This is a genomic window from Halalkalibacter lacteus (genome assembly GCF_036663595.1).
GTDB lineage: Bacteria > Bacillota > Bacilli > Bacillales > Bacillaceae_D > Halalkalibacter > Halalkalibacter lacteus.
Genome location: NZ_JAWRVL010000016.1, coordinates 65,720 through 78,100, shown reverse-complemented (window position 1 = coordinate 78,100; position 12,381 = coordinate 65,720). Strand labels below are relative to the sequence as shown.

At 38.9% G+C, this 12,381-nt stretch carries 13 protein-coding genes; 9 read left to right on the top strand and 4 right to left on the bottom strand.

What is annotated here, in order from left to right; translation table 11 throughout:
- The first annotated feature begins 78 nt into the window (after positions 1-78).
- The 5 genes from SAZ04_RS13170 (at position 79) to SAZ04_RS13150 (ending at position 4,640) form a co-directional block, all read left to right on the top strand.
- Positions 79-810, top strand: coding sequence for a YwmB family TATA-box binding protein (locus SAZ04_RS13170; protein ID WP_332695824.1), 732 nt, complete (start codon positions 79-81; stop codon positions 808-810).
- A 297-nt stretch (positions 811-1,107) separates the two neighbouring features.
- Positions 1,108-1,953, top strand: coding sequence for a DUF72 domain-containing protein (locus SAZ04_RS13165; protein ID WP_332695822.1), 846 nt, complete (start codon positions 1,108-1,110; stop codon positions 1,951-1,953).
- Between the two features lie 99 nt (positions 1,954-2,052).
- Positions 2,053-2,865 (top strand): sulfite exporter TauE/SafE family protein, encoded by an 813-nt coding sequence (locus SAZ04_RS13160; RefSeq protein WP_332695820.1) that lies wholly within the window; start codon positions 2,053-2,055, stop codon positions 2,863-2,865.
- A 31-nt stretch (positions 2,866-2,896) separates the two neighbouring features.
- The gene (locus tag SAZ04_RS13155) at positions 2,897-4,252 is read left to right on the top strand and encodes a bifunctional metallophosphatase/5'-nucleotidase (protein ID WP_332695818.1); all 1,356 of its coding nucleotides are present in this window, start codon (positions 2,897-2,899) and stop codon (positions 4,250-4,252) included.
- Between the two features lie 88 nt (positions 4,253-4,340).
- Positions 4,341-4,640, top strand: coding sequence for a YunC family protein (locus SAZ04_RS13150; protein ID WP_431309004.1), 300 nt, complete (start codon positions 4,341-4,343; stop codon positions 4,638-4,640).
- 210 nt (positions 4,641-4,850) lie between these two features.
- Here the strand turns inward: SAZ04_RS13150 and SAZ04_RS13145 are convergent, their stop codons facing one another.
- A complete protein-coding gene (locus SAZ04_RS13145) occupies positions 4,851-5,207 on the bottom strand; it encodes a YuzC family spore coat inner layer protein (RefSeq protein WP_332695814.1) in 357 nt (118 codons plus the stop codon).
- Between the two features lie 275 nt (positions 5,208-5,482).
- On the opposite strand from SAZ04_RS13145, the gene SAZ04_RS13140 reads away from it, so the two are divergent.
- The 4 genes from SAZ04_RS13140 to SAZ04_RS13125 all read left to right on the top strand — a co-directional run bounded on the left by SAZ04_RS13140 (position 5,483) and on the right by SAZ04_RS13125 (position 10,433).
- Positions 5,483-6,502 (top strand): TAXI family TRAP transporter solute-binding subunit, encoded by a 1,020-nt coding sequence (locus SAZ04_RS13140; protein ID WP_332695812.1) that lies wholly within the window; start codon positions 5,483-5,485, stop codon positions 6,500-6,502.
- Positions 6,492-6,992 carry a DUF1850 domain-containing protein gene (locus tag SAZ04_RS13135; RefSeq protein WP_332695810.1) on the top strand — a complete coding sequence of 167 codons (501 nt, stop codon included), beginning with the start codon at positions 6,492-6,494 and terminating at the stop codon, positions 6,990-6,992. Before SAZ04_RS13140 ends, SAZ04_RS13135 begins: the two co-directional genes overlap by 11 nt.
- A 59-nt stretch (positions 6,993-7,051) precedes the next feature.
- A complete protein-coding gene (locus SAZ04_RS13130; RefSeq protein WP_332695808.1) occupies positions 7,052-9,208 on the top strand; it encodes a TRAP transporter permease in 2,157 nt (718 codons plus the stop codon).
- A 268-nt stretch (positions 9,209-9,476) separates the two neighbouring features.
- Positions 9,477-10,433 (top strand): thymidylate synthase, encoded by a 957-nt coding sequence (locus SAZ04_RS13125; protein ID WP_332695806.1) that lies wholly within the window; start codon positions 9,477-9,479, stop codon positions 10,431-10,433.
- 140 nt (positions 10,434-10,573) lie between these two features.
- On the opposite strand, the gene SAZ04_RS13120 is transcribed toward SAZ04_RS13125, so the two are convergent.
- The 3 genes from SAZ04_RS13120 to SAZ04_RS13110 form a co-directional block, all read right to left on the bottom strand.
- Positions 10,574-10,813 carry a hypothetical protein gene (locus SAZ04_RS13120; RefSeq protein ID WP_431309002.1) on the bottom strand — a complete coding sequence of 80 codons (240 nt, stop codon included), beginning with the start codon at positions 10,811-10,813 and terminating at the stop codon, positions 10,574-10,576.
- A gap of 111 nt (positions 10,814-10,924) precedes the next feature.
- Positions 10,925-11,674, bottom strand: coding sequence for a spore germination protein (locus SAZ04_RS13115; protein WP_332695802.1), 750 nt, complete (start codon positions 11,672-11,674; stop codon positions 10,925-10,927).
- 251 nt (positions 11,675-11,925) lie between these two features.
- Entirely contained in the window at positions 11,926-12,102 is a 177-nt protein-coding gene (locus tag SAZ04_RS13110; protein ID WP_332695800.1) for a hypothetical protein, read from the bottom strand.
- Positions 12,103-12,381: the final 279 nt, after the last annotated feature.

The following is a 12,381-nucleotide window of genomic DNA, read 5'->3' as shown; positions in this document are numbered from 1 at the left end:
ACTCATTGCTAAGAGTTTAAGATAACTTTTGTATACTTCTCTATTAATCTGTTAATGATGTTAGGGAGGTGAGTTAGCATGGTCAAACAAATTCTTATTTATAGTGTAGTAGTAACGTTTATGTTTACTTTTTATACGTTTCATTCTGTTAGCAGTGATGCGAATCGGTTAAGCGAACTTGTGGATATTATTGATGTTGCAGAAAATAAAGACATGTTGATCAAATCCTGGTCGGCTTATTCTAAACAAGAAAATATAATTGTACGAAATTCTAATGAAGTAGAAAATATGATAGAAAATATCAAGAAGGAGAACCCTCGTTTTAAATGGGTGAAAGAAAATGTGCAAAATGCGCATTATCGGAAAGTTGTCGGTACAAGACCAAGTGAGGATAACAACTTAGACGAACGGATCGTGTTCACCTCTTATGAGGATGCGGGGAAACAGGTCATTAGTATCACTCATCAAATCAATGGAGAGAAGTGGAATTCAGAAAGCAGGGCAGTAGTTTCAGAAAAGATGCAAAGTGACTCGACTTATTTTACAGTACGTGGAACAATGAATGAAGCGAAAAATGATGAGCTACAAAGTGTTGCAACGGATTTAGTCGCTGCCTTTTCAGGGGAGGTAAAGGAAGGGTTAACTGAGAGTGACTTTGTTTCCATCTCAGCTTACAATCAAAAGTGGGATTTAGGAATTGCTGTTAACCAAGAGGATAATATTAACTTGCAAATCGGAGTGAGAAATTCTGGGCAAACTGATTCTGTTAACGTCACAATCGGAACACCGATTATTACAACTGAATATTAAAAATGGAAGGATAGAGACAAGCTTTTGCTTTCATCTATCCTTTTTTTATAAAAAAAGGATGTCAGAAGGAGGTAATTCTTAAGGAGCGTAGAGTTAAAATTTCTCCTGAGGCGGGACAAAATAAGTTTTCTATTCTGAAAACGATAGGTTTTCATGATAAAATTAATAAAAAAAACTAACGGTAATATATGCAAGGCTGAAGGGGGACGTTTGGTCATGACGGCAGATCGTACCTCTTAAAAAACCATTCCTTCATTAGTATAGTTTCGGCATATGGGAAAGGAGTTGAAATAACAAATGATCTATATTGGCTTAGCTGGTTGGGGAGATCATGACGATTTATACACTGGTACAGATAGACAATCTAAGCTAGAATTATATGCTGGACATTTCCCAATTGTAGAGATTGATGCCTCTTATTATGCGGTGCAACCCATTCGGAATATGAACAAATGGGTTCGTGAAACTCCTCCAACTTTTCAATTCATTGTGAAAGCTTTTCAAGGAATAACGGGTCATCAGCAGGGTTTTGCTCCATTTGAAACGAAAGAAGAAATGATTGTGGCTTTTCGTCAATCTTTAGAACCGTTGCTTGCTTCTAATAAGTTAGCGATGGTTCTCTGTCAGTTTCCTCCTTGGTTTGATTGCAAAAAAGAACATGTGCAATGGATTCGTTATGTGAAGGAGCAGCTTAAAGGCCTTCCACTTGCACTTGAGTTTAGACATCGTTCTTGGTTCGAAGGCGAAATGCGAAGTAAGACGCTATATTTTATGCGAGAAGAAAAGTGGATCCATAGTATATGTGATGAACCTCAGGCAGGTATGCGTTCGGTTCCGACCGTCTTAGAAGCAACGAACCCTCTCAAAACATTGATCAGGTTTCATGGACGTAATGTCCATGGCTGGAATGATCCTGGAGATGGTACATGGAGAGACGTGCGTTATTTGTATAAATATAATGAAACAGAACTAAAAGAGTGGAAAAGGAATCTTGAGCAACTGACCTCACAATCAAAGGATATTTTTGTTGTTTTTAATAATAACTCTGGTGGAGATGCAGCAAGCAATGCGAAACAACTTATAGATTTTCTAGAAATTGAATATCAAGATTTGGCACCTAGACAACTTGACTTGTTTTCCTGATAATAGAGGTAGTTCAAAAAGGGCTAGTGTGCCCTTTTTGAACTATCTCGAAGAATGAGCAAAATTGTTTATATAAAGTATCAGAAATCAGGTGAAATAATGGTTTGGTTCATCTTAGTAGTTGTTGGCTTACTTGGAGGTACATTAGGAAGTTTAATGGGGCTCGGGGGCGGAATTGTTGTTGTTCCTGCCTTGCTTATGCTCGCAAGCCTTGGGTTTCTCGATATAACCCCGCAAGTGGCCGTTGGCACGTCGCTGCTTATTATGATTTTCACGGGTGTATCAGCAACGCTTTCTTATATGAAGCAAAAGAAAGTAGATTATAAAAGTGGGTTGCTTTTTTTTAGCGCTAGCGGCCCAGGAGCGATCGTGGGAACATGGTTAAATCGAGGTTTTGATACGAATTCATTTCAAATTTATTTAGGTTTTTTTATTTTATTCGTCTCTTTTGTCCTATTTATTCGGAATCGATTATCTCCTCTTTCAAGGTCAGGTAAAGGGATAGAAAGAATCTCTACGGATGAAAATGGAGATGTGTATACATATGGTTACAGGGTTTTTCCTGTTCTTATTTTATCATTTGTAGTAGGAATGCTGTCTGGCTTGTTTGGAATAGGAGGAGGCTCATTATTGGTTCCAGCCATGATCGTCCTCTTTGCCTTTCCACCTCATCTAGCAGTAGCCACATCGATGTTTATCATTTTGTTATCGGCTATTGTTGGGTCGATATCTCATATTATCCAATGCAATGTTAATTGGATGTATGCTGTAGCGCTTATTCCTGGAGCTTGGTTCGGGGGGACTCTTGGAGCGGCGATAAACCGTCGTCTTTCTAGTGATAGGCTCGTTCTCGTTCTTCGTGTCGTTCTAATTATTATGGCACTCAGGTTAATTTATGAAGGTATGACATAACTGCAATACTTGGAAAAGGAGGATTTTTATTTTGACGATTGAGCGAGTTACGATTTTTCACACGAATGATATACATAGTTGCTTTGACAACTGGTCACAAATCGTTGCTCATCTAAAAGCTGAACGAGATGAACAAACACTTTATTTAGAGCTTGGTGACCATGCGGATCGTAGCAATCCACTAACTGAAGCAATGGTGGGAAGAGGAAACGTAGAATTGTTAAATGAAGCACAAGCAGACTTTGTGACGATAGGGAATAATGAAGGCGTTACCTTTTCTAAAGATCAACTTGAAGCTTTGTACGATCAAGCAACATTTCCTGTTCTTCTTGCTAATGTGTTGCACGCCGATGGAAGACGTCCAACTTGGGCGAAACCTTCTTTCGTACACACTTTAAAAAATGGAATTAAAGTAGGGATGATTGGATTAACGGCACCATTTGTCCATTTCTATGAATTATTAGGTTGGCAAGTAGTATCACCAACGGATACATTAGCAGAAATTTTACCAGTACTTAGAGAAGAAGCTGATATTGTTGTCCTTATGTCACATTTAGGATTGCGTAAGGACGAGCTCATTGCTAATGAGTTTGAAGGAATTGATGTTATTCTTGGCGCACATACTCATCATGTTCTACCAACTGGAATGTACATAAATGACACACTAATTGCTCAGGCTGGCAAGAATGGTGCTTTTCTTGGGAAAATAGAGATTGAATTTGACCGAAACAACAATCTCCTCTATCGAAAAGAGGCAACCTTATTGGACGTTTCCAATCAACCAACTGACGAAGCGACGGATCTACTTCTAGCTGATATGAAGGAAAAGACAAGTGCAATCTTGCATGAACGAGTAGCAGTTCTCCCAAAATGTCTTCCTGTTCAATGGCAAGAAAAAAACGAGGCAGGACAGCTTTTATGTGATGCCTTAACGGAGTGGTGTGGGAAGGATATTGGCATGATGAATGCAGGTGTACTCATTGATTCTCTTGAAAAAGGAACGATTACAAAAGGGGATATCCACCGAATTTGTCCACACCCGATTAATCCTTGTGTCGTCAATCTGACAGGAGAAGAGTTAGAGGAGACGATTAAACGTGCGCTGACACGGGAGTTGACTCATCTTGAGCTAAAAGGGTTTGGTTTTCGTGGCAAAATTCTTGGGAAAATGCTGTTCACAGGAATTGAAGTTGACTATTACGGTGAATCAATAAGGGTCTTAGGACAGCCGCTTGAAAAAGGTCAACTATATTCACTTGCTACATTGGACATGTACACATTTGGTTATTTATTTCCTGCCATTGCAGAATCGAAAAATAAACATTACTTCATGCCTGAGTTTCTTCGCGATGTACTAGCTTGGAAGCTTAAACAAATTTGGACATAAATAGGTTCACGCCTCTTACTATATTTTCATATCGTACTAATGACAATGAAGTGAGAATCTAGTTAGGAGGGTGTAATCAGTGCTTGAAATGAATCCAATTAAAATTGAAAGTGAGACGTTTATTGCTGTTACATTAAAGCTACCTAAGACTAATTTTATGGCAGTCATGAACGACACAGGTTATATCATGTGTGGAGCATTAGACGTTGCTTTATTAAATGAGAAACTGAAAGAACGAAAAATTGTGGCCGGTCGTGCTGTTGGTGTTAGAACCATTGATCAGCTGTTAGAAGCACCTTTAGAATCTGTCACTTTAGAAGCTGAGCAACTTGGAATTACAGCTGGCATGAAAGGCAAGGACGCTTTACTGAAAATGAAGTATGAATAGAGGTCTTTCTGTTAGGAGGAGGACTTCTATTCCTTAGGCTGCCGATATAAGTTCCACGGCAGTTTCTTTTGATTTGAGTCGTATGTTTGGCGAGAAGATACTTAAAAAGATGCTGCCACTCCTTAACACTCTAACATTAATGTTATACATATTGTAAGGTCTATACAAATATCAAAAAAAGCGATTCGCGAGTGCGAATTGCTTTTTCTTTCAAAACCCCCATCTAAGATACATCGTTAATCGACAACACTGCGACCCTTCTGCATCCGCACGTAAAGTGAAGGTAACACCTGTTGGAGTGTAGGAAGTTTCTACAACTGATGGGACTCCTGTTGATTTAATGACCTGGTCTACTTGGGCATCATCACTTGCTTGAGCGGCTTCCATTAATTGAACCATTGTGTCTTGGGAAGTAACAAGACTGTTGATTATTATTCTGCCATGTTCTAATAATGTTAAATAGGCTGTTAATGATTTTCCAAAGTATTCAATCGTAACCGGTGGAAAAGAAGATTCCGGCCTGCGGTAGTAGTACGGATAAAACGGACCGTAATTTTGTTGAAACACTAATTTCAGTCCTTTCTACATGAAATATATCAGTCATTACACTATATGCAACACCCACTCTATAGGTTAGCGACCGCTTACCATTCCAATTATCCTAGATGAAAATAGTACCATTTAATAGGAAGTGAGGTAAAATTACATAAAAATATTTTGGAAAGTAAGTAATAAGTTGTAAAATATTGAACTTGCCTATACAATAGACAATGTATATTATTTTGCGAATAATCAATTATTTGCAAAAAAATAAAAACTTACAGAAATAAGGGGGAAATTACATGAAAAAGTTAAGTTTCTTAATGATGCTAGTTCTTATGTTAGTACTAGCTGCATGTGGTGGTACGGACGATGCGGAGCCAGAAACTGACGGCGGTGCTGATGCCGGTGAGGAAACAGAAGACGCTGGTGATGCGGATGCTGGTGATTTCACTGATATTACAATCATGACTGGTGGCGAGCAAGGTACATACTACCCACTTGGAGCAGCTCTTGCAAATAAGATTATCAATGAAAATGTTGATAACGTACTAGCAGCGTCATTCTCTTCTGGTGCTTCTGTTGTTAACATCAACGGAATCGTCGACGGAGATGCTGATCTTGCTTTAGTTCAAAACGATATTGCTTACTATGCTAGTGAAGGTATTCAATTGTTTGAAGATGAGGGTGCTTTGGAAGGATTCCAAGGGATCGCAACACTATACCCAGAGGTTATTCAAATTATTACTGCTGCTGATAGCGGAATTGAAACAGTTGAAGATTTGGTAGGTAAGCGTATTGCTGTTGGCGACATAGGTTCAGGTGCCGAAGCGAACGCGCGCCAAATTCTAGAAATTCACGATATCACATATGATGATATTACTGCAGAGTACATGGCTTTTGGTGACGCTGCTGGAGCGATCCAAGATGGTAATATCGACGCAGCTTTCATTACAGCTGGTTTACCAACAGGTGCAGTAGAAGCGTTGAAAGCAACGAAAGATATTAATCTAGTTTCGTTTAGCTCAGAAAAAATTGCTGAGTTAGCTGCTGAGTATCCTTACTATACGGAGTATACAGTAACTGCAGACACGTACGATACGGAAGGAGATGCAACAACAGCGGCTGTACTTGCGATGTTAGTTGTATCATCTGATATGGATGAGGACCTTGTTTATGAAATTACAAAAGCAATGTTCGAGAATACGGATCAATTCAGTAACGCTCATCAACAAGGTGCGAACATCACATTAGACACTGCCTTAGAAGGTATGCCAATTGATGTTCATCCAGGTGCGCAACGTTTCTTCGATGAGCAGTAGAAATAAGAAATACAGCAAAAAGGCATTGCTTTTAAGCACTGCCTTTTTGTTCCTTCTACTAGCTATTAACCTAATGTTCTTATCGTCGGGTGAAAAACAGAAATACTTCTTGCAAATTTACCTGCCTTATGAAGATACCGTATACTTTGAAGCGCCTGTGTATCCCAATGATACGTTTTATCACGAGTATCTCCACTCTGTTGAGTTATCACCGGTGAGAGAGTACTATAAAATCGATGAAAATTATCATATGATTGCAACAGAAAGTTGGACGAAGTCGTTCGGAGCTGGAATACCATATGAAACGAAAGATAATCTTGAACGAATTGACGGTTTTTTTGTCATACAAGAGGAACGGGAAATCGATTCTCTGAATCTATTACCATCCGATTTATTCCCACATTCCTTTTACTATGGTGAAAAGGCGGTCGATTTATCGAGTGAATTGAGTGGAGAGCGGATACGGATTCAAGTATTGAAAAAAGAATAACTAAGGGTCTGACACTTGAACTCAGACCACTGTACATCCTCTTTTAAGGAGTTGAAACTATGTCAAAGAAAGAAGAAATCAGCTACCAGGCAGATCCGGACGTGGAGAAGAAAGTGAATGAACTTGCTGGAAGTGACCGGTCTGTTCGTGGTTGGATGGCTTTATTAATTTTAGTTCTTGCCATATTAATGTCGATCTATCATCTTTATACTGCTGGATTTGGCCTAATACCAGGAGTGGGAACACGCTCGCATATGATTATTCATTTAACATTTGCTCTCGCGCTTGTCTTTCTGATTTTTCCAATTAAACGAGGGTTAGGTCAGACGAAAATTGTTTGGTATGACTTTCTTCTTGCCTTAATTGCGATTGGGGTCGGTTATTATCTGTATGCCAACCAAACATCCTCATCGATTTTAACTGGGCGTATGACCGATATTGACAAGGTTGTCGGGATTACCCTACTTGTGCTTGTACTCGAGGTAACAAGACGTGTCGTTGGAAAACCGCTTGTGATTATTGCTGGTTTTTTTATTGCCTATTTCTTTTTAGGACAGCACTTAAATCCCCCATTCCGACATACGCGGGCTAATTTTGAAAACTTTATATATGAAATGACTTATACAACGTCAGGGATTTTTAGTACACCGTTATCGGTATCAGCTGTCTATGTTTTTATTTTCATCTTATTTGGAGCGATATTAGAAGCAACAGGAGCCGGGAAAATGTTTATCGATCTCGCACTACGAGCGTTCGGTAAATACAAAGGTGGACCTGCCAAAGCAGCGGTTGTCTCATCAGGGATGCTCGGATCAATTTCTGGTAGCTCGGTTGCCAATGCTGTAACAACAGGGACATTTACTATTCCTCTTATGAAAAAGGTTGGATTTAGGCCACAAACGGCTGGGGGAATTGAGGTAGCAGCTTCATCAAGTGGTCAATTGTTACCACCAATCATGGGTGCTGCGGCGTTTTTAATGATTGAATATACGCCGTACACATATGCAGAGATTATTCGTTCTGCTGCAATACCAGCTATCTTAAGTTATATCGCGATTTTATTTATGGTTCATATTGAAGCATCAAAGCACAATATAAAAGGATTACCGAAAGAAATGCTCGTTTCAGCAAGGAAAACGTTGATTCAACATGGGTACTTGATCTTACCGGTGATCGTCCTTGTATATTTCCTAGTTCAAGGAAATACCGTTCCAAATGCGGCCTTTTTCTCGATCGTCATCTTGCTTACACTAGCGGTGTTCACGCATCGTTTCCGTGAGAAAATGGGAACAGGAATTATGATTGCAGCAATTGTTGGTGCATTTGCTTACGGGATGCACTTCGTCTTAGATTGGAACATTGAAATTGCCGTCATGGTCGCAATCGGGATTTTTGTTTCTATTTTTGTTGTCTTACTACAAAAGAGCTTCAAAGTCGATGCAGCCCCCGTTCGCTTTGGTATGAGAGAGTTATTTGCAGGGTTTGAAATGGCTGCGCGTAACTCACTAACTGTAGTTGTTGCTTGTGCGACAGCAGGAATTTTAATCGGGGTGATAAACCTTACTGGTTTATCAGCGAAACTGCCAATTATTATCGTTGGTTTCGCAGGAGATAATCTTTATCTGGCTCTCGCATTTACGTTAGTTGCTTGTTTAATTTTAGGTCTTGGGTTACCGACGACAGCAACATACGTCATTCTAGCGGCGATGGTTGCTCCAGCACTTGTCCAAATGGATGTTCCAATTATGGCGGCCCACTTGTTCGTTTTATATTACGGCATATTAGCAGATGACACACCGCCGATTAATTTACCAGCATATGCTGTCTCGGGAATCGCGAACTCTGAACCGATTCGAACCGGAATACAAGGCTTTAAGTTTGACTCGGGTGCTTTGCTCCTGCCATTTGTCTTTGCAACGAATACAGTTATTCTCTTATTACCTGAGAATGCAGGGCTTTATTCTTGGCCTGTTATCGCGCAAAATATTTTTACAGCACTACTTGGCATCATTGCGTTTGTCGTCTTTATCCAAAATTTCCTCCTAGTGAAGTTACGCTTTTATGAGCGGATATTAGCACTAGGGACGGCGTTAGTATTTATTCATGGTTCATGGATTACTGATTCGATTGGCATTGTTCTCTTAATTTTCTTAATGGCGATTCAATATTTGCGTAAAAAGAAAGTAGATAATGACGGACAACTAGCTGCGTCGTAATTTGCAGGTTGTTTAAACAGGGATTACGATCATGACGCGATCGGAGTCCCTGTTTTTCTTATCTAAACTAAACAAAGGAATTAGCAGCAAAAGCACCGAATTGTTGGGTAGAACACCGAATATAACCTCAATACGCTATAACGAATTTGATTAACAGTGAAATCTTTTGTAGAGATACTTTTTTTATGCGATAATCAATGACAGATAAAATAGTTGATAAAAAGTCGTGAAGTAACGAAAATGGTTATAGTACGGAGGGGTACGTGAAATGAATCAAGCGGATCAAACATATTTGGATTTATGCCGATACATCTTAGAGAACGGAACGAAAAAAGAAGACAGAACAGGAACTGGCACGATATCAATTTTCGGTCATCAAATGCGCTTTAACTTACAAGAAGGCTTCCCACTCTTAACGACAAAAAGAGTGCCATTTAAATTAATCGTTAGTGAACTTCTCTGGTTCTTAAAAGGAGATACGAACTTACGTTACCTTCTCCAAAACAATAATCATATTTGGGACGAGTGGGGTTTTCAAAAATGGATCGAGTCAGATGATTACAAAGGACCTGATATGACCAATTTTGGACTCCGCAGCCAGCAAGACGAAGAGTTCAATACCGTCTATCAAGCACAGCTCAAACTCTATCAAGAAAAAGTTCTAGAAGATGATGAGTTCACTAAAAAATACGGAGATCTTGGAAATGTGTATGGCAAGCAGTGGCGTAGCTGGGAAGGCGCAAACGGAAAAACATACGATCAAATCCTTTATATAATAAAAGAAATCAAACGAAATCCTGACTCACGTAGACTTCTTTGCAATGCATGGAGCGCATCAGAACTTGAGAACCAGCAGCTTCCGCCATGTCATTACGCATTTCAATTCTACGTCAACGAAGGGAAACTAAGCTGCATGTTCAACATGCGCTCAAACGACGTCTTCCTAGGACTTCCATTTAACATTGCGTCGTATGCGCTATTGACGCACCTAATCGCATATGAATGCAACCTCGAAGTGGGAGAGCTAATCTACACAGGAGCAGATGTCCATATCTACTCCAACCATATTGATCAAATCAAAATACAACTAGAACGTGAACCGCGAGAATTACCTAATATCAAGCTAAATGCTAACAGGACTAGTATTTTTGATTTTGGGATAGAAGATATTGAATTAATTGGCTATCATCCGCATGGGGCAATTAAGGCACCGGTGGCGGTATAAAAGAAGCAGTAACACCCTCATTCATTTGAATAAGGGTGTTTTTTGAATTTAGTTCTATATAAGAATTGGAATTGATAAAAATCTTTATTATATTGATCTCATATCGCAGGTCATATATCCTTCCTGATTTGACGACTCACCTAATTTTTATAAGATAGTTCGTCAATAAGCTGTCTCGAGCGTTTGGCATTGCCTTCTGCAAAATTAACTAAGCGTGTTTTGAGTTCATCGTTATCGTGAATTCGCTCTGCTAAGATTAAATATTTCCTCATCATTTCTTCTTCTTGCCCCAGGCTTGTTTTCAATGCATCTATCACATTTTCAGTGTTTAGCGCATCTTCTAGATCACGATCACGGTCGTAATCAAAATTATGGTCCAACGGTATCACCTCTACGTTTGAATTTTTACAGATATATTAGCAGTTCCCACTAATTTCATTATTTATTCGGTTAAGCTTTAGTGGCCAGAGCAACATTGTATAGCTTTGTGTTTACAATTTACATTGTTCAATGTACCCTGATTCTAAAATCATGTCTGTATTAATTCGTTTTAAACGTTGCTTTACTTCATCTATAATTTTTGGATTAGCAATTCCATTTATATATCCGATTCGAATGTTTGTTTTTGTCTGCTTTCCTATTTTCATGCTCTCAAATACTAAATTAGGATTATTAATTTTTCTGCGAATTAAAGCTGTATTTACCTTGAGAACTTCATTAAAACCTTCTCGTGGTCCTCTAACACTTGATTCTGTATCTGGCTGTTCTACACTCCTTGCTTCAAACCCTTCGGTACTTACAGTAAGAGCGGAATCATAGCCATCTATAAAAACAGCCGTTTCTCCCGATAAAACACTTTCTATTACCTCATCTATGGATCTTACTTCTTGAATACTTGAGGTGCTTAAAATCTGCTTTTCGACAACTGTTAGAAAATCCTCTGATACAGAATGAGTGGAGGTGAAGTTAGGTTCCAATAAAGGTTTGATCATATACAAATTAATATAGTCTTCATTAACGAGACCATCTAAAAAACAAATAAACACATTAATAGGGGTCTCGTAGTTCACCTCAATTTCTCTAAACTTCACATCGGTACTTTTTCCTAAAACGTTTTTTAAGTGATCAGAATTTTTTGCTAAATCCTTTTCGATTTTGATCGTATTAAGAGGTTTGTTTTCTTGAGACTTTGAAGTTTTATATGATTGAATTACTTTTGCGATTTGATATTTCTTTAGCATGATTTATTCCTCTTTTCAACTCGAAGTTAATCTTCCTATTATCTGTATTTGCAAGGAAAACATGCGATTTTTTCTTTCTTGATACAACGTGCCTGGCACCACCCGAAGTTTGTCGAGTAGAAAAGAGAGGGGATGTTCCTTCCCGAAAATAATAAAAGCGACCACTTTAGTGGCCGCTTTTATTATTTTTTGTAAATACAATAATATACGAAGAGAGTAGCGTGATCCTTGAAGGCATATGTACGCTTTGTCTAGTCAGAATTTGAACGGTCTGTCATACGCCAGTTAATAATGCCGACAACGACGAATAATAAAAACAAAGCGAAATATACTCGGGTTGACCAATTTCCAAAATCAGTAAAGGCAAGGAATAGCCAAAGCAAGGCTGCTACAAAATAGATGATGCTGCCGACTGGGATCTTTTTCATATTTGCGTCCTCCTTTGTGGTGCCTGGCACACCCCGAAGCTTGTCGAAGTAGTTCCTCTGCTAACGTATTACTTATTATTGGTAAAGAGAAGATGTTTTATCCTCAATTGTCACTCCATTAGGTCGGTAATGTACCTTAATATATTTTCGCTCATCCTTTCATTTTTTCGATCTCTTGTACTCTACCTTTTCTTTTGCAGAGCTAAACATGGGAGAGTGTGCCTGGCGCGCCTCGAAGTTTGGCTTATTAGAACAGTTTTTTTAGAATGGTGTCGGTTA

Bases quoted from the DNA above. Each gene is read 5' to 3' on its own strand.
- SAZ04_RS13130 (WP_332695808.1), top strand. From the start codon at position 7,052: ATGTCAAAGAAAGAAGAAATCAGCTACCAGGCAGATCCGGACGTGGAG.
- SAZ04_RS13110 (WP_332695800.1), bottom strand. From the start codon at position 12,102: ATGAAAAAGATCCCAGTCGGCAGCATCATCTATTTTGTAGCAGCCTTG.
- SAZ04_RS13160 (WP_332695820.1), top strand. From the start codon at position 2,053: ATGGTTTGGTTCATCTTAGTAGTTGTTGGCTTACTTGGAGGTACATTA.
- SAZ04_RS13135 (WP_332695810.1), top strand. From the start codon at position 6,492: ATGAGCAGTAGAAATAAGAAATACAGCAAAAAGGCATTGCTTTTAAGC.
- SAZ04_RS13125 (WP_332695806.1), top strand. From the start codon at position 9,477: ATGAATCAAGCGGATCAAACATATTTGGATTTATGCCGATACATCTTA.
- SAZ04_RS13170 (WP_332695824.1), top strand. From the start codon at position 79: ATGGTCAAACAAATTCTTATTTATAGTGTAGTAGTAACGTTTATGTTT.
- SAZ04_RS13115 (WP_332695802.1), bottom strand. From the start codon at position 11,674: ATGCTAAAGAAATATCAAATCGCAAAAGTAATTCAATCATATAAAACT.
- SAZ04_RS13165 (WP_332695822.1), top strand. From the start codon at position 1,108: ATGATCTATATTGGCTTAGCTGGTTGGGGAGATCATGACGATTTATAC.
- SAZ04_RS13150 (WP_431309004.1), top strand. From the start codon at position 4,341: ATGAATCCAATTAAAATTGAAAGTGAGACGTTTATTGCTGTTACATTA.
- SAZ04_RS13140 (WP_332695812.1), top strand. From the start codon at position 5,483: ATGAAAAAGTTAAGTTTCTTAATGATGCTAGTTCTTATGTTAGTACTA.